Here is a 23,417-nt window from a genome sequence, read left to right as displayed (position 1 = left end):
ATTTCTTAAAAAGCTGTAAAATCAATGAAAATAATGTGATTTTTAAATGTAGAAAAACCTCAGTTAATGTATGAAAAAGTAAGCTATGATAAAATTTAAATAAAAAAGCCTCCAAAATCTGGAGGCTGTAGAATGTTTTTTAATTAGAATATCCGCTCAATTCTTCTTTATTAGAATTGTAGATTTTGTATTCTAAATACTTAAAAGAATCCCTGGGAATAATGGTGACCCATTTTTTGTACTTCAAAAACCATTTCATCTGGATGCTTTTAAGACCTTTAGTAAGGTAAGCTTCTACGAAAGGGTGTACATGCAGGAAAAGTTTTCCTTTTTCTTTCTGCATAATGGTTCTGATGGTGTCTCCCATTTTCTCAACAATTACGATCGGAGCTACTATTTCTCCGTCTTTGTTGGGATTTTCTTCTTTAATGTCGATTTGTTTTTCCGGACGGTTTCTTTGTCTTGTGATTTGTATCAATCCAAACTTACTTGGAGGTAAAATCTTGTGACGGGCTTTGTCGCGGCTCATTTCTGTTTTAAAATGCTCATACAAATCTCTTCTGTGATCGGGGTTGGTCATGTCGATAAAATCTACAACGATGATGCCTCCCATATCGCGAAGACGCAATTGTCTTGCTATTTCTGTGGCTGCCATTTTGTTCACATTCAATGCGTGTTCTTTATTGGCAGTGTTTCCGGCGGTAATATTATTTCCGGAATTGACGTCGATTACGTGCAACGCTTCTGTGTGTTCTATCACCAGATAAGCGCCTTTTGAACTTGGAATATTTACGTGTTTTCCGAAGCTTTGTTTTAGCTGCTTTTCAACGTTATAATATTCGAGAAGAGGAATGTGGGAGTCGTAGAACTGAACGATATTTTTTCGTTCCGGAGCTATTACTTCCAGATAATTTTTCATTTCGTCTACCATTTGCTCGTCATCGCAAAAGACATTTACAAAATCCTGGTTAAAGTTATCTCTCAAAATAGACGATGCTTTATCATCTTCGCTCAAGACTTTAGAAGGTACTTTGTTTTTCTGAATATTCTTAAAAGTATTCTCCCATTTCTGAATCAGTTGATTCATATCATTATGGAGATCGGCTACTTTCTTTCCTTCTGCTACTGTTCTGATGATGACGCCAAAACCTTCTGGTTTTATACTGTCGATCAGGGTGCGAAGTCTTACTTTTTCTTCAGAACTGCTGATTTTTTTTGAGATTGAAACTTTATTGTCGAAAGGTATCAAAACCAAAAAACGTCCTGTTAAAGAAATTTGGGTAGAAATTCGTGGTCCTTTTGTGGAGATAGGCTCCTTGGTAATTTGTAATAAAACGATATCATCTTTGGCGATGATCTTATCTACAGTCCCGTTTTTGTCGATTTCAGGCTGAATTTCAAAATTCTTTAAACCTGATGAAGCCTGTTTTTTAGAAACCGAATCTTTTAAAAATTTTCGGTACGTAAGGTATTGCGGTCCCAAATCCTGGTAATGCAAAAATGCATCTTTATCATAGCCGATATTTACAAAAGCGGCATTAAGATTGGGTGCAAGTTTTTTTACTTTTCCTATAAACAGATCTCCTACTACAAAATCATTTTTGTCTTCTTCCTCATGAAGTTCACATAGTCTTCCATCCTCCAGCAAAGCAATCTTTGTAAGATCATCTTCATGCGAAACTATTAGTTCTTTCTTCATTTTTAAAATTAAAGATAAAAAGATTGGTGATGAAATTTGAGGTTAATGATTGCTCATTGTTCTCAATTCCTTACTGTTTTACATAACAAAATATAGTCGGTGAATATTAAAAAATTAAAAACACCAACTATATTATTATACTAAAAATCCCGAAGGAGATTATTTTTTCTTATGTCTGTTCGCTCTTCTTCTTTTCTTTCTTTTGTGTGTTGCAACCTTGTGTCTTTTTCTTTTCTTTCCGCTTGGCATAATGTTAAATTTTTTTTAAGTAACTAGTTAATATTAATTATTTCTCTCTTTATTTTACTGCAACCTTAGTTTTCACTTTCTCCACAAAAGATTTTGATGGCTTGAAAGCAGGAATATTATGTGCAGGAATTTCTATTGCAGTGTTCTTAGAGATGTTTCTTCCCGTTTTTGCTGCTCTTGTTTTCACGATGAAAGATCCAAAACCTCTTAAGTAAACATTGTCTCCATTGTACATAGAAGTTCTGATCTCCTGCATAAAAGCTTCTACAACTTTCTGTGTTTCATTCTTTTCGGTCCCCAATTTATTTGAGATGGTGTTTACCAATTCTGCCTTTGTCATTTCCTTTGTAAATTTTAAATTTTAGGTGTGCAAATTTAGTCAAAAAAATTGAATATTAACAATTTCAAACGAAAAATGTTTCACATAAACTACTGAGAATTCTGTGTTTAGTATAGTGTATTGGTAAAAGAAGGAGTTTTTTACATGCTGGAATTGTAATATCCGTTTTCTACACAGAAGCGAATGAGGTGCAGTTTGGTTTTTAAACCGAGCTTTTCTGTAAGTCTGTTGATGTACGTATCGATGGTACGTGTGCTCAGATTGAGCTTTTCGCCAATCTCTTTATTGCTGAAGCCTTCATAGCAAAATTTCATCAGTTGAATTTCTGTTGATGAAAGTTCTTCCTGGCTTTTTTTCTGACGGTTCATATATTCCTGCACTGCCAAAGGTTGTTGTTTCCAGTTTTCGGAATAAGCTTGATAATCAAAATCTTGAGAAGTGATTTGTCCTTTGATGATGTCTTTTATAATATTGCTGTTTTTCTGGCAGTAATAGATATTGGGAACCTTCTCTAAAATCTCTGCCATGTCTTCCTGATACGTTCCGGAATAGGTGATAATCGGTGTTTCACTATTGTTTTTTCGGATAAATTTTATGGCTTCAATACCGCTGAGAACAGGCATAAAGAGCTCTATGATAAAGACATCTTCCTGTTTCCTGTAGATTCGGTTAATCAGCTCATGACCGTTGTTGCAGTCATTAAGCAGCATATTAAATGGGTTTTCCAGAAGCGTTTTGATCATTATTTTTTTAAAATAAAAATCGCTGTCCGCAATAGAAAATCTTACCGTATTGGTCAGTAATTTACTCATTTTATTTTCGTGATTTGGTATGGCAAAATAAAATTCTGCTGACTAAAATAAGAAAATCTTTCGGATCTGAAAATTAAACTTTACATTAAAAAATTGTAAATAGTATTGTATGCATTGAATTTAATTTTGTGCATAAATTTTTTTTTTCCTATTTTCACAATCCAAACCAAATCACAAACATGTCTACGAGTAGAGAAAAAAAATTAAACAAATCTGATGTAAGATTGGGTATATGGAAGTTTATACTTTCATTTGCTATATTATCTGCAATATCGTTTATTGTAGTATTCTTCTTTTTTAAGAGTTATGACAGGCAGCTTGCGGGTGTTGATGACGAAGTTCGTGCATACCGTGAACTATTGATCCGTGATAATCTTCTTCATACCCACATTGACAGTATTTATGCAAGAATGGAGCTCTATGATTCTGATAAAGCTTATAACGATAACTATTTACGTACATATATTCTAGATAACGTTCGTGAAGCTCAGGAAATTATGGGAGCCGACAGTGCTACTAACTTAAAGCATTATGCTGTTTTAATGCAGAAAATTAAACCAATGCTTAATCTTAAAAGCCAAATTGTCACTGTTTCAGCTAAACAGCAGATTGCCATCCGCGATGTTCAGGAATGCCAGGGGAAATCTAATCAGATTAACAACAAGATGAAAATAGATCCTACCAGAAAATTTACAGGACGAAGAAGATAATCATATTTTAAAGTTTAAAAATTATGCAGGGACAGATTACATTATCAAAAAAAGAAAAGCATTATCAGTTTTTTTACCTCATATTAATGCTTATTGTTGCTCTTTTCTTTTTAGGAGTTATTTTTCTTAAGGGTTTTTCATCTCCATTTTCTGAGGCAGATACCAATGCATTGCAGATTTTAGATCAGAAAATAAAATTTGATCAGCAGCAGAAAATTGGTTTAAAATTAATAGATACCGCTTCAGCAAGAGTGAACAGATTGTCATTGGAAATTCAGCAACCTGTAGAAAGAAACGATGCTGAGTATGCAATACAGGATTTAGCTAATACATTTCAGAATGTCATGGTCAATGATCAGCGAAAAATGGCATTTCCGCAAATAGGGAAATTCTTCAAAATGAATATGGTTGATAAAGAGAGGATCATGAAAATGAATGAGACTACAAAAACTTTTGAAAAACAGTTTGAGGAATGTCAACTAGGATATAAAGAAAAAAGCCAGACTCTGAGAGATCGAAACAATGCTTTAAACCCCAGATAACACCATAAAATATACAAAACACATCACAAAAACTTACTATGAACTATTTTCAAAAGAACAGGAAAAACATCATCATTGGTGTAATTGTCACATTGCTTATTGCAGCACTGGTTGCATTGTGGCTGCAAAAGAAGGTCATTCATTCTGCAGATGATATTGAAGGAGTCGTTTTCCCGTCTACACTTTCTACTGGTGATACTTTAACATTTAATGATAAAACATCATTTGCAAAATTCAAAAAATGGGATTTTGGAGATGGACAGACTTCAGAGAAAGACAAGGGAATACATTTTTACAGTAAACCTGGTTATTACAATGTAACCTTGATTATTGATAATAAATATTCTAAATCTTTCCCGATCATAGTTTCCTCAAGAGGAATTCCAAAACCTAAAGACAGCGCTGCGACAGTAACTAAAATTGATGCTCAGACTCAGGCAATGCAGTATGAGAATGTGCAGTTTCGTGCGCTTTCAGATGCTACACAGTTTACCTGGAGGTTTGGTGAGACCGGAAAAATAGATGCTAAAGACAAATTAGCTATTTATGCGTTTCAAAAACCTGGAGATTATGTGGTTACATTGTATACAGAAAAAGATTTAGAGCCTATTCAGCACCGTATAAAAATTTTACAGGCATATAATTCTATGCAGGACGAAGAGCCTACGTTAGACGAGCTGTACGCTAAAAAAGATAATGATTTTAAATATCACTTGCAGCAGATCGCGAATGGTAACAGCTTTAATATGCATTACAATTATCTTTTGAAAACCTATCTGTGTAATAACGAAAATGCAATAGTAAAAGTTGCTGACAGCAAAGTCAATAATTTTTACCTGTATTGTGCGGGTCTTCAGTTTGACAAAAATACAGTGATACAGTCTGTAAAATTAAATTTTGATGACGGAATGACTTGTGTAACCAAAGTTGACATCAACCAAAGCAAATAATAAATTGTTCGTTTATCGGGCATCACACCAATTATAAAGAAAATTAAGATGAAAAATAAATTTCCTCTAGCAGCTTATTATATAGGGCTTTCAGTTTTACTGACGAGCTGTCAGGTAAAACTGCCGTCAAAAAAAACTCCTGAACCAAAGCAATATGGGCAAATCGACAATGCATCAGTGATCAATGGTTTTCCAAAAAAATCAGCTCCCTGGATTGTCATTTCAGACCGATCCAGAAATACGGCTTATCTCGATAAAAATGATGAAAAATCATATAAAGAAGTGAAATTTTTAGAACCTTTAATGGTTTTAAAACACAGAGACGGAATGGTAAAAGTAGCAGAATATATTCCGGATGCTTTAATGAAAAAGATCTCGTCGAAATCAATAAAAACCTACGGCTGGATCCCTGAATCTGATCTTTTGCTTTGGAGTAATTCTTTGAAAAGCGAAAAAAATGGTTATCCTGTAAGAGTTGCTGTAGTTCCCAATGATCCGGATGTTATCAAAAGTGCAGAGAGATACTATAAAAATGATTCCATCATGGTTTTTAATTCGCCAAGTCTTATTGAAGCTGCGAATGTGAAAATCCCGAACGGACAAATGGTTTATGTTTACAAACAGGCCGAAAATAACAAACTTTTTCTAGTAGGTAAAAAGCCGAGGATTGATATGGACAGTATCAGTACGGGCTTATACGGTTGGGTGAGCTCTAATGTTGTTTCAGCTTGGGGTGAACGTTCTGCTGTGAAAATGAAAAATACGACAGGTATTAAAGAATCAACTTTAGGAATTCATGAAGGTTCTCCGGTAGCTTCGGATAAAGAAAACCGCACTGCTGTTCTGTTGACGGATGTGAATAAAAGACCTCCTCTTGAAAATATTTATCCTGTAACATTAGCTTTAAATGAAGAAGCAAAACCTGATCGTAAAACTAAATATTTTACCAATGTTTTAGATTACAGTAAAAACTTTGTTAAAAACGTGTTGGGAGAGCCTATTATTTTTGATCGTTACAAAGAGATAATTGATAAAAACAAGAAAATAAATATTGTTTTTGTTCTAGATATAAGTGAAGCAAATAGACCATACATTCCCATTGTAAGCTCACTTTTACAGGATCTTCAGTTAAAATTTGAAAAGCCTTCTTATTTTAATTCTGTAAAATACGGTGTGGTTCTTTATAAAAACAATTCTTGTGGAGAAAATGTAATTCCGTCGCCTTTAAGTAAAGATTATAATAAAGTAATGAGTTTTATTGAAGATAAAATGAATGAAATGAATTGTCCTAGTACTGTTGGAAATCAGCCGGTAAATGAAGGTCTGATTGCTGCTGGAAATTTACTTTCTGGTGTTGCAGACGAAGCCAATATTATAGTTACAATTGGTACTTCCGCCAACCGAAGCGGAAATATGTATGGCGTTATTGGCTCATTAACACAAGCTCAGGCAAGACTGATTATGTTCCAAACTAATGCTCGCTCTTCCGATACTTACAATGATTTTGTTTTGATATCAGAGAATATCGTGACCAATACGGCTAAAAATGTTGCCGAATTAAAAAAACAGAAAATTATTAATCAAAGTGACGTCTTAAACAAGAATAATTTTAGTTTAATAGAAAGTGATGCAGGCTTCTTTTCTTTAGATTTTCCTAAACAGAGTATGGCTCAAGGATTTGTAATTTTCCCTAAAAAAGGGGACATCACCGCACCGGGGCTTTTAATAAAATCTGTAGATAGTCTCATTGCTCAGGTAACTTATGACAACGAAATGATAGATAAGTCATTAAATGAACGCTTCCATTCTTCAGTGGGTGCAGGGAAAACTGAGGTAGATTTTAAGTATAAATATTTGTATCCGGGATTGACGAATCCGGTTCCTTCAGGGATTGCAGCGCAGTTGATCAACTATGGAAATCCGTTTTTAGCAAAAGGATATATTCCTAAAGAATTGATGGATTACAAACAGAATATGGAAAAAGGTATTCTTGTTTCTGAGAGTGAATATGATCAGTTAAAAGCTTTTTATAAAGAAGTTTATGAAAATACAGGTGCTGCAAGAACAGACTTTAAGCAGAGAAGAGCAATTAGAGAATATGTTAAATTATTAAAAAAATATAATCCAACGCTGAAATTCTTAGATAAAAGTGAGTTGTATAAACAACCGATGTCTTATGCAGTGGGAGTAAGTACAGGTTTTGATATTTCTGATGAAGAAAAAATGTCAAAATTCATGCTTAAAGGCTGGACGAAATCTGATGTTATCACCAATGAAGAAGCAAGAACTTATTTTAAATATTACAAAGATCTTGCAGAGAGAATGCTTACTTACAGAAATAATCCTGCGGTAAAAATTAAACAAAACGGGCAGGAATTTTATTGGCTTAATGAATATTTTATGCCAACAATGCTTCCTGTAGAGGAACCGGAATATACTCAACATTAATTAGTTATGACATAATGAAAAAACGGAGAATTAATTTTCCGTTTTTTTTATGTTAGAATACTTTTTGTTATCTTTGAGTACCAAATCTCACATTATGTCTACTCAATCATCATCTCATGATGGTAAACACTTCGTAGTTCAAAAAGGAACTTGCCAGTGTAACCAGGGAGATCAGTTTCCTAAGCATATTGTTAATGCTCACAACAAACATTTCTGGAATGATTCTGCCGGAAATTCAGATTATTTATCTGTTACAGAAGATGACCTTCAGTTTGATCCACCAGGTCCGAGTTTTGGAAAATGTAAATTAAAACCCAGTTCGGGTGGTTATCTTCCGTGCGCTTATGCTCCTGCCGGAAAATGGCAGAAAACTTATGAAAAAGTTTTAGTCATGGGTAAAAAGTGTGTGACAGAAGTTTCAGAGCTTCAATGTGCAACGGGTGGAAAAATTACGATTAAAGATCACGGACAGCGTGGTGAGATGAGTAAAAAGAATGTAAAAAATGCTGATGCAAAAGTAATCAGACACGTAAATCCTCTTGTGGATGTGAATGACTTTAAAGAAACAGTAATGGAAAGCGAAATCGACGCTTATTAATCTATAAACTTTCCTGAAATGTCTAAAAAAGGAGTTTCAAAAATATCCGGAAATTCTTCTCCAAAAGTAGGAGAAGCTACTACTTATACCGTTACAGATTGGTATCCTTCCACACCTCAAAACCAAAGAAATCCGGCAAATGTTATTTGGGAATTATTTAAAAAAAGATCCAACGGAAGATTTACATCAACCAACATCAAAAAAAAAGGTGTTGGGAACTTTACTTTCGGAGAAGTTGCACAAAAACATACCTATCGTTTAGAAGCATATCTTTTTGAACCTGAAGGAAGAGGAGCATCAACAATTGAAATCAATCCTCAACCTGCGGCTGTTCCTAAAATTGAAAAAGTAGAACTTCAGTATGTGGACGATTCACCGGGAACTGTTTTCAGTTTTAGAGAAAAAATGAGAGCTCGTGCACAATGTGTGAATTTGAATGGTAAAAAATTAAAGTTTACTCTTTGGGAGGATGATGCAACAGGCGAAAGACACGATGCAAAAAATCTTTTAATTGAAACCAAAGAAGCAACCGTAGACAGAAGTGGTGTTGCTACAGCCGAGTTTATGCTCACCAGAGCTTTGATGCAAAAAGCAATGCAGGGAGAAACAGATCCCAAACAACTTGAGTTTTATGTTACGGTAGAATATTTTTCTCACAAAAAACACGTAACGGATAATGTGAATGTAAACAATCCTTTGTATACGCCTGCTCCAATTCCTCAACCAAGACCACAACAATCTACAGATAATCCTACTCCTCCGGCTCAGTCAACACCTGAAACTCCATCAAATAATACGCGGCCCAGAGCTGAAAATTCACCTGCCGCAGAAAAACCGGCATCGCAAATGGAAGAAAGGGGAGTTGCTGGTCAAAATACAAACCCGTCTGAAGAAGAATTACACGATTATCAGGAAGCTCAAGGAACAGTTGAGGCTGAACAACCACCAACTCCGCAACCTAACGAAGGGAAAACGGTAAGTATAGTAGAAGATTCTTCGGTGGAAGAATTGTTGGATGCTTATTTTGCTAAAAAAGAATACATCAAGCAAACAGGCGAAGCTGCCGGAACTTTAGAATACCAGTTTGGAAGTAACGGAAATAAAACTGCTACTGATGCAGAAAAAGAAAAAATTGCAAAAATTATTTTAGGAAAACCTGCTGTAAAAGCATTGGCAGACAAAAAAGAATATACAACTTTGGAAGCTATTAAACAGGCTCTTTCCAAAGAGGTTTATAATAAAGATGAAAAAGTAAGTTTCCAAACCTTTAAACTGGGAGCTGAATTAAAGAAAATTACCTCTGCACCTTTAGATACAAAATTATATTTGGTGGCAAAAACGGCTGGTTCAGGTCTAAGTGACAAACAGGCAACGATAATTATTAAAGAAAAAGATGGATTAATTAAAGGTTCTGCAGGAGCTGTTCTACCAATCTTAGAAATTAGTGAAGAACAAATGGATCAGGCTACTCCGACCACAGGAGAAGTTCCAGGAACTGAAAAAAGTGAGTTCACAGGGAAAATAGAAAACGGGATAGTGAAAATTCCTGTTCATCTAAGACCAAAGTCTGATGATGAACTGAAAGAATGGAGAGAAAAACTTAAAAAAGGAAAGCAAGATGGTGAATATACTTATACTTTCAATAATGTAAACGGTACTGCTATCACCGCAGAAAATAAAAAAAGTTTATCCGCAACTATTGCGAAAAATGCTAAGGAAGGAAAATTAGGCAATCCAAAAATTGAAAACGGTAAAGTTGCTTATGCCGAAGATATTGAAACCGTACTACAAATTAAAACGTACACAAAAGGTGAGACTATAAAGTTTAATTTATATAAAAAAGAAAAGGAATTATTATATCTTAATGTTAAAGCTCAAGGTGAAAAACAGCATGATAAAGAATTTTTAAAAGCAGAGGGAGCTTATTTTGAGATAGGGAAAAAATGCGAATGTGAAGAAAGAATTCGTGCATTTATGAGAGTGATAAGAATTGCTGAAGGAACCGGAGAATACGTCAAAGGAACTAAACAAGCAAGAGATCCTCAGTTGGGCTATACCACTTGGTTCAGTGGAGCAGGAAATAACTTCACATTATCAGATGATCATCCACGAGTAATTAATAGCAACAGTACAAATACCTTAAGGTCTTCTGCAGCAGGCGCCTATCAGTTTATGAGTTGGAAATTTGACGAACTTAATGGCTATACAATTGTATTTAAAAACGGATATTTCCAAAAGGCGATTCCAGAAGTTTATACCGAAGCTAGTGATAAAGCTAAAAAATATGATGCAAAAGGATTTTCAGAAGTAGCACAAGATAGACTTTGTGTGATTATATTGAAAGATATTGGAGCGATTACTAAGCTTCTAAATAATGATATAAAAGGAGCGATATCTACATCAAGCGGTACATGGGTAAGCTTACCTGGAGCAACAGCAGGGCAACCAACAGCAAAAATGCAGGAGACCTTAGATTACTATGATGAGTTTTTAAAAGAAGAACTCGCTGGAAAAAGTCATTTACATATTCAAAAAGGATTTTTAAAAGATTTTGACATTAAATGTAATTGTGAAAATGAAAGTAGTGGGTCATGGCACCATCCTTTAGATAGAATGGAACTTCGTGGATGGTATGGTAGTGGATTTTATCCGGGAGATAGTGATCATGGAGATGCCGAAGTGAGATTCTCAAAGCAGCATGAAGGTTTAGACCTCTACGCTCCGGTAGGTACAGAAGTTTATGCCTGTGTGGATGGAGAAATTTATGAAGATTATATTTCAGGAACTTATGGTAATACACTCGGAATTAAAGGAACCTACAAAGGGGAAACTTATTACTTTTTTTATGCGCACCTATCGGAAAGAAGCGTTGCAAAAGATGCGAAAGTTACTGCCGGAGACCCAATTGGAAAAACAGGACAATCTGGTAACGCCAGTGGACAGGCAGCAAAAATGAATCATCTTCATTTTGAGGTGAGAACTACAAGCGCAAGAACAGGAGGAAGAATTGATCCTATTGCAACGATAGACGAATTAAAAAATGATGTAATCACTAACCCAGATCAGGCCACACAAACAGGAATTTAATATGAAAAGAGTAACCTATATTTATATACTGTCAGTTTTATTAATTTTTTCATCTTGTGGTAAAAATAGTAACACAACGATAACTGATGCTGAAAAAATCAATATCAACTCAATAGAACAGGTCAAAAGAACAAAGGGACAAAATGATATTTATATTAATAGAGAATTTAACGAAATGACGGAACTTGTTGACGTAAAAACCCTAGAGTTCAAAGAAACTGCTATTGATAGCATATGGTATGGTTTATATAATATAACAAATAGTGAAAATTATATATTTGCAGTTCATAAATTTTTACAAAATCCGGATGTTGCAAAGTATCGAATTATGGATACCGTTAATCTCAAATCGAAAAATATTGATGTAAAAATTGAAGAATTTTCTGATCACAAAACTTTAAATTTATTGTTGGATAAAAAACTTGTAAAAAAATGGACATTTAAGTTGAATTCTAAAAATGAACAAAATAGCATCAATGGAAAAGAGGATCAACTTCGTACAATAAATGTTGATGATAAACAGCTATTTAAAACCGCTAATTTTACTTACTTTATTAAAACCGCCTCCTTTACTGAAGAAAAGAAGCCAAGAGCACTCCAAATAAAAATAATTAATAAAAGCGCTCAAAATCAATTAATTAATTTTAATCCTGAATATATTTATTCTGCACCGGAAGAGGCAGTTTCTTTTTTTAATGATCCAGGTATAAATCAGAAGATCAATAAGCAAAACTTACCGGAATTTATAATTGTGGATATCAATTTCGATGGCTTAGAAGATTTCGTTATTGCAAACTATATGGGTGGAAATGCAGGAACACTATATGCATATTTTATTCAGGATAAAGACGGAAAATTCAAAATTGACCATTACTTGACAGACCAGGTTAGATTTTTTCCAAGAAATATAGATTTTAAAAATAAAACTTTGACATTTTTACATTTGAGTGGCTGTTGCAGCCAAGTTAACTTCAAGGTTCAATTACAAAATTCTAATAAATGGAAGCAAACTTTTTATGAAGAAAAACCTTTGTGATATTTTTGAAAAGATGTGAGACTCTAGTACACATTTTGGTATAGATTTATGCGCTCCAACTGGAACTCAAATTTATGCTTGTGTAGATGGTGAAGTCAATGAAATATATATTTCCGCAAATTATAGAGAATATATTAATCTGAAAGGTGAGTATGGTACTACATATTGTTTTTTCTAGGCCCATTTAAGTTCAGTAGATATTGTCGCAAAAGATAGTAGTGGTAATCCTACAAAAGTTAAAGCTGGTGGTCTTATAAGGAAAAGTGGAAAAACAGGATCTTCGGCTACAGCGCTCAATGCAAATCAGGTACATTTGCATTTTAAATTACGCACAACGAGTGCAAGAACTGGTGGACGGATAGATTCACTCAGTAGTATTTCAGAGTTAGACATAGGTGTGAATAAACTCGAAATCAGGATTACAGCCAGAAGATTATATGAAAACAAAATTTGATACTAATGAAAATGCAATTGAATAAATTTTTCTTAATAATTCTAATCTTGTTGTTTTCGTGTAAGCGAGATGTACAAGAAAATCACATAGTATCCAAAAAAACTAAACAAACTTCTACCACTGAGAGTATTAACTTTTTTGATAAAAAATATTCTGCTAAATACACAATGATTGTTGATGAGTCTACTCCTGCAGATCATCCTATAAAAACGTTCTTAGATTGTAGAGATAGTTATTTCACAATTCATTATATTCCAAAAACTCGAGAATTGGAAGATTATTGGGTAAATCAATATTTCAAAAATAAAGATATAGATAAAATAAATTTTGAAACAGAAAATAAAGAAATTGAAAATAAAATAAGAGAGAGTAGTAAGGATTATACAATTTTTTGCTACTATGTTCCTTTAAAATTTCTGAAATCTAATGCAGGATGTTCAAGTGAAAGCGTGTATTTAGACGATAAAACAAATGCAGAAATTTATTATTATAATAATCAAGAAAATAAATGGATATTAATTAAACAAGAATTATCAAATGTTCTTCCTAGAATTTTAGAATCGAAATACTTTAAGACTAATTTTCCATCGTATTTTGTTCAAAATTTTAAATCAACTATCGAGACAAAAACTCCTTCAAAAAACTTTTCTTGGCTTGGGGATTATTCCTGTAATTTTTTGAGGATGAAAGAAGAATCTGGAGATCCGAGAGGTTGGGGAATGATTAGAATAAAAATTAAAAAAGATTCTGTAAAATTTGGCTTAGATACTTATATTGAGATTTTTGAAAAAGATTTAACTGTTTTAAATCAAAACGAAAATGAAATTATTCTTTCCCTAAAAAACAAAAAAGATTCTACTTTTATAATCACAAAAAATAATAACAAATACCTTTTGAAAAGTAATTTTATCAACGAAATAGTAGATGAAAATGAAACCTATGAATTGATAAAACAATAGTTAAGTTCAAAATAATTTTCAAAATGATGAGAAATCTATGATGATCCATTTTATACTTCCCGGAGATACTTTCGAGAATATTGCTGAGAAAATCAGACTTGAAAACCCTGTTTATCTTAAAGAATTTCACAATCAACATTGCCTGAAAGAAGATTTTATTGTTGATGATTTGATTCCCGGAAAAAAACTGTTGTTACCCGATCTTGCAAAGATCAAAGCATATAATGATAAAAATGATGCCCCTTTTAAAAGTCCGGAATTAAATCCGAAGATCAGTTTTGATCCGGTTGGTTTTAACGAAAAATTTAAAATTGCAATTAAAGAAACATCAAATGAAGCAGGTAAAACTGTTGACAAAAGTTTTTCTTATATCGCATCTTTAGAATGGAAAAAAAATGAATTGGGTGAACATCTTTTTCATTTTACGAAAGATCAGTTTTCAAACCGCAATGACACAAAAATGGAAAGTTTGGCGATTGAAAGCATGAAATCGTTATATCCGATTGAAGTTTTTGTGAATACTAAAGGGGAAATTTTGCGAACTGCTTTAAAGAAAGAAATTTTAAATAATTTTAATCAGATTAAAGAAAAATTATTAGATTTTTTCCCTGATAAATATGCTAAAATTTATCTTGAAGAATTTGAGTATGTTGTCTTAAAACCTGATGTTTTTAATCAGAAAATGAAAGAAGACTTGTTTCTGAAAAGCTACTTTTCATCTTTCCGAAATCCTTTTGAAAACGGAAAATCTTTTTTTGAATTGTATTTAGATAAAACCTTATTAAACATTCAACAAACTGCAAAATTAACGGACAACAAAGAAGAAATTTTATTACATCAAACCTTAAAAAGTAAAGAAAAAAATCAAAATGATTTCACAGGAAATATAACGGTTTCTAAAAACGACGGAATGATTAAATCGATGAATCTATCCCATACTTACAACGAATTTTCAGTTTTGTATACCACCGAATTTTCAATTGAAAATATATAAATTAAACGGTTTTTTTAATTGCCTATAATTTCTCATTGTATTTCTTTATTAAGTTTACGCCGTTGTTTAACTTAAAATCTGTTCATATTTACAATTCTTTGTTTCCCTTTGCGTTAAATTAAATTTTTGTGTTAATTGGTTGATTTTTAAGCTATTATAATTTTATACGAAAAAACTTTAATTTTTAAATATTTTCATAAAATTCGTGCATTCGTGGCAAATCAGTTTATTTCCAATTATTTTCTAAAACCCACAGAATATATATTTAAAAAAAGACTGCTTCAAAATTGAAACAGTCTCTTTTAATATTTTATCTGAAAACCTATTTAATTACAAACTTCAGACTCGATTCATCAAGCTTTAAAATATAAACTCCCTGCAAAAGGCTTTTTATTTTAATTGACCTCCCGTTTTTAAAAGGATTATTGATCGTTTGCATTACTTTTCCTTGAAGATTATAGATTTCCGCTTTTTTAATATTTTGCGTATCTCCTTTTACAAAAATTTCTTGATTCGTAATAGGGTTGGGATAGATCTGTAATTCTTTAGGCTCAGCAAAGATATTTGTTGTCTGGCTTTGTCTTGAAGAAGAATTATTACAAGTCCAGCTCAGATCATCGATCGCCACTCTGTTACTTGTAGAGTTATTCACTAAAGTAACGACTACATTACCTGAAACGTTGATGTTATTAATCGTCGTTGTCGTAGCCGTCGTGCTGTAAGGAACTGTTCCAACATTTACTCCATTAACCTGAACCGTAAAATTTCCGTTGCTTCCACTGAATTTAAGCTGTGTCGTAACCGTTAAAGACCCAATTCCGTTTGCAGAGCTGCTCGATTTTAATGATCCGTCTCTTACAGTAATTGCTTTGTTAGAAATAGTTTGGTCACTTCTTGAATCTGTTGCCGTCCATGTAATTCCGTTGCTCGTCCATGTTTTTGTTGAATACGATGATGAACTTGCTGTTGGAATTGTTTCAAAAGTTTCATTCACACAACCCGTTGGATTCGGATTGGTTGTTCCTGCATTCGTCGTAACAGAAGCGGTAGAACTGTTTGCTGAAGAATTTCCTGCAGCATCTTTAGCTTTAATATAAAAATTGTAAGTCGTAGAAGGATTTAATCCGGTAATAGTTGTTGAAGTTGAAGAAACATTCGTTTTTAAACTTCCGTTCATATAAACATCGTAAGAACTTATGGCTACATTATCAGTTGCAGCATTCCATGTAAGAGAAACCGTGTTTGATGTTTTTCCTGAAACGGTTAAATTAGTAACCGTTGACGGAGCTTGAGTATCGGTTGTTGGAGCTTGCCCTCTCCAAATTTGATTTACATAATTAGGATTATCTATAAACGGATTTCTGTTTCCCTGAAAAGTATAGGAAGCATTATTTCTGTTGATTTCTGCCTGCGAAACAGGATCCTGATTATGCCAAGCTAAAAGAACATTCAGCTCCCAGGTTTGTAGCCCCGGAAATGCAGAATTTCCAATCATATTTCCTGTGGAGAAAGTTGAGAGTTTGCTTTGATATCTTGTCACAAAATAGAAAACCATTCTTGCTACATCACCTTTAAACTCATCAATGGGTTCAAAAACAGTTCCCGAAAATCCTGAAGATGACGAACTTCCCAATTTTGAACCATTTAAAGAAGTGAAACTTGCGCTTCCCACTTTTCCGAAAGGATAATTAGAACGCATTCCATTTACTTTTCCATCAGTAGCTCTGATGAAATGTATGTCATTTTTCATCGGCGAACCTTCATTAAAAAGACTTTGAGGAACAATGTGTTCACGATTGTAGCAGTTTCCTTCGGTAGAGTAAGTGCCACACTGATTATTTCCCGGAGTAAATTTATATGGGTCTGTAGCGCTTGGTTTTTCAGAATAAATATCAAGAATAGAACCGTCGTTTTCGTAGTTTTTATCGATGTCTGTGGTTTTGTAGGCCGTCCAAAGTCCGTTGTAACCTTTGTCTTGATGTCCGTTTGTGATGATATTGCTTAAAGCGGTTTTTAATGAAGCTCCCGACAATCCGTTCGCTGAGTTGTAATATCCTGCAGGAGCCTGTGCATTTGCAAGCTGGGAGAATACTACACATAAAAGTAGTTTTTTCATAAAAAAAAAATTTTTGGTAAGATTAAAACAATTTGGTAAATGTAAAATTACATTATTATTAAATTTAAAAGCAATTATCTTTTCGACAAACAGGTTAAGTTTTTGTAAAATTTCACATCACTTATTTCAAGAAATATCGCATAAAAAAAGTCAACACAGAATTCTGTGTTGACTTTTAATATAATTTAAAATAAAAATTTTATTTTTTCATTCCCGGAGGATAGTTTGCCATAATTTCGGCTACAATCTGAGGGATTTGTTTTTGTTTAGCTTTTGGTCGGTCTACAGAAATTCCGCTACCGATTCCCTGCCAAACTAATTTTTGAGATCTAGAGTCTACAAGGTCTACAATAATTGCACCTTCATTATAATTGCTGGTCCAGGTTCTGTTCATTCCGATTCCCCAACCGAAACCACCGCCCCATCCCCACATTCCGTAAGGATTTGTGCTGTTGATATCGGTAATTTTTTTGTGGTTAGCTTTTACATTCACAATCAAATCAGGATTTTCTCCCGGTTGAAGTCCTTTCATCTGCAATTGCTTAGACAGCTCATTCAAAACTCTGTCTTTATCGATGTCATTCAGTTTCAAATCATCGATTCTGATTTTATATGTTTTGTAAGTCGTAAAGTTAGCAGTTTGAGCATAATCTGAACGTACCTGAAATGGGCTACAAGACGATAAACCTAAACTTGCTGCAAGCAAAATAAAAATATATTTCTTCATTTTATTTATTTTTTTTAGTGGTTTTTATAAATGTGTCTGTCTTCTTATCGTATCCGTATGGGCAATGTCTGCAACCGCTTTTACAGCAATGTCCACGTTTAAGATGGAATTTTTCGGTAAAAACTTTGTAACCTTGCTCGTTATAGTAAAAGTCTTCACCCTCTTTGATTTCAAAAAGAGCCATAAGTTAAATCAAAACTTTTATATTTGTTATCATGATAATTGTGTGCCAAAAGCTCCTCAAAAATACAAAAATAAACGGCATTACGCTCTATCCTTTTATTTTCATTAAAAATCCTGAAGATAAGAAGAATAGAGTCCTGATTAATCATGAAAAAATTCATATCAGACAGCAATTAGAGTTATTGATTGTTTTCTTTTACATTTTATATGTTGCAGAATATTATTATCATTTCTTCAGACTTAAAAATGCACACGCAGCCTATCACGCAATTTCTTTTGAAAGAGAAGCTTACTCAATGGAACATGATTTAAATTATCTTAAAAAAAGAAAATTCTGGGCATTCAGAAAATATTTTAATTAAAAGATTAGCGCTCCAAAATTCCCCTCCTCTGGAGGGGTGGCAAAAATTCAAAGAATTTTTGACGGGGTGGTAAAAAGAAGCAACAAATATCCTCAATACTAGCAAAAATCCGTGTTATTTACACAAGCTCAAATAAAAAAACTAATTTTGTTAAATCAAATATCATTTAAACGAAGAAATGCTATTACAACTTCCTACAGAAACTATTCCCATTCAGGAAATTCCAATTAATAAAAAAGTAAAACTTTTTATCAAAAGAGAAGACTTCATTCATCCTCAAATTTCAGGAAACAAATACTGGAAACTTTTTTATAACATCAATCATTATTTAGAAACTCTGCCGGAAAACCCTTTAATAATAACATTTGGCGGAGCCTATTCAAACCATATTTCGGCAGTTTCTGCCACAGGAAATCTTTTTGGAATTAAAACTTTAGGCATTATAAGAGGTGAAGAATTAGAACAAAAATGGCGGGATAATCCGACTTTACTTTTTGCCAAAAGAAACGGAATGAATTTAAAATTTGTCTCACGTGAAGAATATCGCCATAAAGAAAAACTGACCGAATTTTTACAACATGAATTTCCGGAAGCATTAATAATTCCTGAAGGCGGAACCAATAAACACGCTGTTCAGGGCATAAAAATGATACTCAATAACGATACAAAAGATTTTGATTATCTTTGCACAGCAGTTGGAACCGGAGGTACTTTGGCGGGGATTTCAGAATTTTGTGAAGATAATCAGAAAGTTATAGGTTTTAAAGTAGTTGAAGATTCTTCTTTAGAAAGCAAAATATCAGAATTAACCTCTAAGAGAAATTTTCATCTAATCGATGTTGCTTTTGGTGGTTATGGTAAAATAAATGATGAAAATGTTCGTTTTATCAATGATTTTAAAGTGAAATTTGATATTCCTTTAGAGCCAGTGTATACAGGAAAAATGATGCAGAAAGTTTTTGAAATGATTGATGCTGATTATTTTCCTGAAGGAAGCAAAATTATGTGTTTTCATACCGGAGGTTTGCAGGGAATAGAAGGTGCCAATTTGCTTTTAGAAAAACAAAATAGAAATTTAATAATATAAAGCTGAAAAGCATGATGTACTCATGCAGCAATTTTAAAATACAAGTGATTACTTGTCTGGCTTTAAAAATCAAAAAACATGAAAAGACTTTTCTTACTAATTAGCCTTTTAGTTTTATCAAAATTCTCAGCTCAGACCTGGGCTACAGAAGATCAATACATTCAGAAATTTGCTCAATATGCGGTTGAAGAAATGGAAAAATATAAAATTCCGGCTTCAATTACTCTTGCGCAAGGACTTTTGGAAACAGGTGGCGGACAAAGTCGCTTGGCACAGGAAGGCAAAAACCATTTCGGTATAAAATGTAAAGAAGACTGGACAGGAAAGACAATGAAACACACTGATGATGCTCCAAATGAATGTTTCCGTGTATATGACGATCCTAAACAATCTTACGAAGACCACTCTATATTTTTGGCAACAAGAAAATATTACACCAAACTCTTTGATCTTGATATGAAAGATTACAGAGCTTGGGCGCATGGTTTAAAAAAGGCAGGTTACGCTACTAATCCCCGTTATGCATCAATTCTTATAGGAAAAATTGAAAAATACAAGTTATATGAGTTTGATGACGTAAATTCTAAGGAAGTTCTTTATGCAGTATTAAAAAAATATCCAGATCTGAAAGACGACCGTACTTTTATGGCGAGAATGGAGCCTGCAAAAGCTACAAAAAAGACGACAACTCCTGTTACTGTAAAAGTTCCTTACAAAGCGACTTCTTATGCGCAACAGCAACAGAGAGTGGAAAGAATTAAAACCAAAGCTGAAATTCTTAATTCAATCTTAATTAAAAGCCATCCGAATGGCGGTTTAAAATATATTGTAATTCCTGAAGATACTGATGTACAATATATTGCTAAGAAATTTAAAATCAGTGAAAGTAAACTGATGAAATGGAATGAGCTGGAAGGAACCGCATTAGCAAAAAATGAAGTCGTTTTTCTTGAATCTAAAAATTCTGAAGGAAATACTGCAATCTACAAAGCCGAATCTGGCGAAGATATGTATGATATCGCACAGAAATTTGGCATCAAACTCCATAAATTATACGCTAAAAACAGAATGGATGAAGGTCAAAAACCATCCGCTGGACAGCTTATTTATCTGATTGACAAAAAACCTAGAAACTAAAATCAGTTGTTAGGTTTTAGTTGATGGTTGTTAGTTTTAAGAACTGATAATTAATCGCTATCAACTAATTACCATCAACTATCAACTAAATAATAATGAAATACCAAAGAAGTTCAGCTTTATTTGAAGAAGCTTACAAATATATTCCGGGAGGTGTAAATTCTCCGGTTCGTGCGTTTAAATCGGTGGGTGGAGTTCCCGTTTTTATGAAAACTGCGAAAGGCGCTTACCTTACAGATGCCGATGATAATACGTATGTAGATTACATCAATTCGTGGGGACCTGCCATTTTAGGGCACACTCATCCTGAAGTTTTAGAAGAATTAAAAATTCAGGCAGAAAAAGGCTTCTCTTTTGGGGCACCAACTGAATTGGAAACAGAAATCGCAAAATTCATTACTGAAAATGTTCCGAATATCGACCAGATTAGAATGGTTTCTTCAGGTACAGAAGCGTGTATGAGCGCAATCAGATTGGCAAGAGGTTTTACAGGAAGAGATAAATTTATAAAATTTGAAGGCTGTTATCATGGTCATTCAGATTCATTTTTGATAAAAGCAGGAAGTGGCGCTGCTACTTTTGGAAACCCGAATTCTCCGGGTGTAACTCAGGGAACAGCAAAAGATACTTTGTTAGCAAGATATAATGATTTTGAGCAGGTAGAAGATCTGTTCAGACATAATCAGGGTGAAATTGCAGCGGTAATTATAGAACCGGTTGCAGGAAACATGGGTTGTGTACTTCCTGAAAACGATTTCTTACAAAAATTAAGAAAGATCTGTGACGAAAACGGAGCTTTATTGATCTTTGATGAAGTAATGACAGGTTTCAGATTGGCTTTTGGTGGAGCTCAGGAATTATTTAATGTGAAAGCCGATTTGGTAACTTACGGTAAAGTAATCGGAGGTGGACTTCCGGTAGGAGCTTTTGCAGGAAGAAACGAAATTATGGATCATCTTGCTCCGAAAGGCGGAGTTTATCAGGCAGGAACATTAAGTGGAAATCCTTTAGCAATGAGAGCGGGTTTAAAAACTTTGCAAATCATTAAAAACGACCCTGAATTTTTCAACAGATTAGCTAAAGCAACAGAAACTTTAGACTTTGAAATCGGAAAAATTTTAAATGAAAAAGGAATCGAACACAGAATCAACAGAAAAGGTTCGATGATGTCGGTTTTCTTCCACATCAATGCGGTTTCTAATTTTGATGAGGCTCAGAATGCAAATCATTCATTATTCAATAATTTCTTTCATCAGATGTTGACCAACGGAATTTATCTTCCGCCAAGTGGTTATGAAACCTATTTCATCAGTGATGCGATCAAAGACAAAGAGATCGATATGACTTTAGAAGCTGTAAGAAAATTTCAGTATTCTTAAAATTATAAGACATAAATTATAAAGGATGAGGTTTAAAACTTCATCCTTTTTTGTTTTAATTAAACACAAGTTTCACAAATTTTTTACACAAATAAAACACAAACTTATGTGAAAATCTGTGTAATCTGTGGGAAAAATGATTGATACAAGCAATGTGATAAATGATACAATTCTAAGACCTTAGTTCTTACTAATTTTGTATCATAGAAATTGAATATGGAAAGGTCTAATAATATTTCGCGAAAAGATTTTTTGAAAAGCTCTGCTTTAGCAATGGCTGGAATTACGTTAACGCCTACAGTGATGAGTGCAAATACGCTTTCTGAAGATAAAGTTTTAGGAGTAAATGGTAAATTAATTCTTAAGAATGTCCGTCTTGAAACCGGTTTTGAATATGAAGAAGGGGAAGTGATTTCTACAAAGACAGATTTGTTTTTAGTGGAAACAGAAAACGGTAAAATCACAAAAATAGCTCCGAATGATCCTAAAGCAAAAGCGGTGGATGCAAAAGGATTTTTGATGCTTCCGGCTTTTAAAGATATGCACATTCATCTTGATAAAACTTTTTATGGCGACAAATGGCAGGCTGTAAGAAAAAGAAAAGGCGGAGTAAAAGGAATGATTGCTTTGGAAGAACAAATCATGCCGGAAATTCTGAAAAATTCTACTTACAAAGCAGAAAAAATGATTGAATTGATTCAGTCTAAAGGAACTGCTTTTGCAAGGAGTCATGTGAATATTGAACCAACTTCCAAGCTCGATTCTTTGAAAAATTTACAGAAAGCTTTAGATAATAAAAAGAAAAGTTTCGGAGCTGAAATTGTCGCTTTTCCGCAACACGGAGTTTTTTACAAAAATTCTGTTCCTTATTTGAAAGAAGCGGCTCAGATGAATATCGATTTTATCGGTGGAGTAGATCCATACACAATTGACGGAGCGATTGAAAAGACAATTGATTTTACGGTACAACTCGCTTTAGATCATCAAAAAGGAATTGACATTCATCTCCATGAAACCGGAGAATCAGGTTTGAAAACGGTTGAATACCTTATCGATAAAGTGAATGAAAATCCTTCTCTAAAAGGAAAAACATTTTTTAGTCATTGTTTTATTTTGGGTAAATTAGATAAAATAAAACAGGAAGAGATTGCCGAAAAATTAGGCAATGCTCAAGTGGGAATTGCTTCAACGATTCCTATCGGAAATTTGATTATGCCGCTCCCGACTTTACAAAAACATAATGTAACTGTTTATACCGGAAACGACAGTATCATCGATCATTGGAATACGTACGGAACTGGAAGTGTTTTGGAGAAAGCCAATCTTTATGCTCAGCTTTACGGTCAGTCGACTGAATTTTTGCTTTCAAGAAGTTTAAAATTAGCAACGGCAAATCTAACTCCTTTGAATGATAAAGGCGTTCAGCAATGGCCGAAAACAGGTGATGATGCCGATTTTGTTTTGCTCAATGCAAGTTGTTCTGCAGAAGCGGTATCAAGAATTTCAAACGTAGAATCTCTTATTTATAGAGGGAACGTGGTATTTTAA

The 23,417-nt window shown here is 33.6% G+C and carries 20 protein-coding genes; 14 read left to right on the top strand and 6 right to left on the bottom strand.

Annotated elements, in window-relative coordinates:
• Positions 1-139 precede the first annotated feature (139 nt).
• The 3 genes from FDY99_RS05535 to FDY99_RS05525 all read right to left on the bottom strand — a co-directional run bounded on the left by FDY99_RS05535 (position 140) and on the right by FDY99_RS05525 (position 3,100).
• Positions 140-1,699 (bottom strand): Rne/Rng family ribonuclease, encoded by a 1,560-nt coding sequence (locus FDY99_RS05535; RefSeq protein ID WP_102981499.1) that lies wholly within the window; start codon positions 1,697-1,699, stop codon positions 140-142.
• 298 nt (positions 1,700-1,997) lie between these two features.
• The gene (locus FDY99_RS05530; RefSeq protein ID WP_034674127.1) at positions 1,998-2,288 is read right to left on the bottom strand and encodes an HU family DNA-binding protein; all 291 of its coding nucleotides are present in this window, start codon (positions 2,286-2,288) and stop codon (positions 1,998-2,000) included.
• Between the two features lie 140 nt (positions 2,289-2,428).
• Positions 2,429-3,100 carry a response regulator transcription factor gene (locus FDY99_RS05525; protein WP_102981498.1) on the bottom strand — a complete coding sequence of 224 codons (672 nt, stop codon included), beginning with the start codon at positions 3,098-3,100 and terminating at the stop codon, positions 2,429-2,431.
• A gap of 179 nt (positions 3,101-3,279) precedes the next feature.
• Between FDY99_RS05525 and tssO (FDY99_RS05520) the strand changes: the two genes are divergently transcribed.
• The 9 genes from tssO (FDY99_RS05520) to FDY99_RS05475 all read left to right on the top strand — a co-directional run bounded on the left by tssO (FDY99_RS05520) (position 3,280) and on the right by FDY99_RS05475 (position 14,878).
• Entirely contained in the window at positions 3,280-3,810 is a 531-nt protein-coding gene (gene tssO, locus FDY99_RS05520) for a type VI secretion system TssO (protein WP_139419812.1), read from the top strand.
• 23 nt (positions 3,811-3,833) lie between these two features.
• A complete protein-coding gene (gene tssO, locus FDY99_RS05515; RefSeq protein ID WP_139419811.1) occupies positions 3,834-4,352 on the top strand; it encodes a type VI secretion system TssO in 519 nt (172 codons plus the stop codon).
• Positions 4,353-4,390: 38 nt separating this feature from the next.
• Positions 4,391-5,302, top strand: a complete 912-nt coding sequence (locus FDY99_RS05510; protein ID WP_115951162.1) for a PKD domain-containing protein — start codon at positions 4,391-4,393, stop codon at positions 5,300-5,302.
• 48 nt (positions 5,303-5,350) lie between these two features.
• A complete protein-coding gene (gene tssR, locus FDY99_RS05505; protein WP_139419809.1) occupies positions 5,351-7,750 on the top strand; it encodes a type VI secretion system protein TssR domain-containing protein in 2,400 nt (799 codons plus the stop codon).
• Between the two features lie 94 nt (positions 7,751-7,844).
• Positions 7,845-8,348, top strand: coding sequence for a DUF4280 domain-containing protein (locus FDY99_RS05500; protein ID WP_139419807.1), 504 nt, complete (start codon positions 7,845-7,847; stop codon positions 8,346-8,348).
• Between the two features lie 18 nt (positions 8,349-8,366).
• Positions 8,367-11,435, top strand: a complete 3,069-nt coding sequence (locus FDY99_RS05495) for a peptidoglycan DD-metalloendopeptidase family protein (RefSeq protein WP_139419805.1) — start codon at positions 8,367-8,369, stop codon at positions 11,433-11,435.
• Position 11,436: 1 nt separating this feature from the next.
• A complete protein-coding gene (locus tag FDY99_RS05490; protein WP_139419803.1) occupies positions 11,437-12,471 on the top strand; it encodes an XAC2610-related protein in 1,035 nt (344 codons plus the stop codon).
• Between the two features lie 459 nt (positions 12,472-12,930).
• Positions 12,931-13,884: a hypothetical protein gene (locus FDY99_RS05480; protein WP_139419801.1), complete on the top strand. Its 954-nt coding sequence runs from the start codon at positions 12,931-12,933 to the stop codon at positions 13,882-13,884.
• 37 nt (positions 13,885-13,921) lie between these two features.
• Positions 13,922-14,878 carry a hypothetical protein gene (locus tag FDY99_RS05475; protein ID WP_139419799.1) on the top strand — a complete coding sequence of 319 codons (957 nt, stop codon included), beginning with the start codon at positions 13,922-13,924 and terminating at the stop codon, positions 14,876-14,878.
• Positions 14,879-15,200: 322 nt separating this feature from the next.
• Here FDY99_RS05475 and FDY99_RS05470 read toward each other — a convergent pair whose 3' ends face one another.
• From FDY99_RS05470 to FDY99_RS05460, 3 genes are all read right to left on the bottom strand, one after another.
• Complete coding sequence (locus tag FDY99_RS05470; RefSeq protein WP_139419797.1) at positions 15,201-16,994, bottom strand: endonuclease; 1,794 nt, start codon at positions 16,992-16,994, stop codon at positions 15,201-15,203.
• Between the two features lie 199 nt (positions 16,995-17,193).
• Positions 17,194-17,721, bottom strand: coding sequence for a DUF4136 domain-containing protein (locus tag FDY99_RS05465; RefSeq protein WP_074229890.1), 528 nt, complete (start codon positions 17,719-17,721; stop codon positions 17,194-17,196).
• A 1-nt stretch (position 17,722) separates the two neighbouring features.
• Entirely contained in the window at positions 17,723-17,905 is a 183-nt protein-coding gene (locus FDY99_RS05460) for a DUF5522 domain-containing protein (protein ID WP_074229889.1), read from the bottom strand.
• 31 nt (positions 17,906-17,936) lie between these two features.
• Between FDY99_RS05460 and FDY99_RS05455 the strand changes: the two genes are divergently transcribed.
• From FDY99_RS05455 to FDY99_RS05435, 5 genes are all read left to right on the top strand, one after another.
• Positions 17,937-18,266 (top strand): hypothetical protein, encoded by a 330-nt coding sequence (locus FDY99_RS05455; protein ID WP_115951153.1) that lies wholly within the window; start codon positions 17,937-17,939, stop codon positions 18,264-18,266.
• A gap of 178 nt (positions 18,267-18,444) precedes the next feature.
• Positions 18,445-19,353, top strand: coding sequence for a 1-aminocyclopropane-1-carboxylate deaminase/D-cysteine desulfhydrase (locus FDY99_RS05450; protein WP_139419795.1), 909 nt, complete (start codon positions 18,445-18,447; stop codon positions 19,351-19,353).
• A gap of 78 nt (positions 19,354-19,431) precedes the next feature.
• Entirely contained in the window at positions 19,432-20,490 is a 1,059-nt protein-coding gene (locus FDY99_RS05445) for a glucosaminidase domain-containing protein (protein ID WP_102981106.1), read from the top strand.
• A 95-nt stretch (positions 20,491-20,585) separates the two neighbouring features.
• Positions 20,586-21,869, top strand: coding sequence for a glutamate-1-semialdehyde 2,1-aminomutase (gene hemL, locus FDY99_RS05440; protein WP_139419793.1), 1,284 nt, complete (start codon positions 20,586-20,588; stop codon positions 21,867-21,869).
• A 216-nt stretch (positions 21,870-22,085) separates the two neighbouring features.
• Positions 22,086-23,417 (top strand): amidohydrolase, encoded by a 1,332-nt coding sequence (locus tag FDY99_RS05435; RefSeq protein WP_139419791.1) that lies wholly within the window; start codon positions 22,086-22,088, stop codon positions 23,415-23,417.

It is taken from the genome of Chryseobacterium mulctrae, assembly GCF_006175945.1.
Taxonomy (GTDB): Bacteria; Bacteroidota; Bacteroidia; order Flavobacteriales; family Weeksellaceae; genus Chryseobacterium; species Chryseobacterium mulctrae.
Note: the sequence above shows the minus strand (reverse complement) of the source record. Positions and strands in the feature narration are given on the sequence as shown.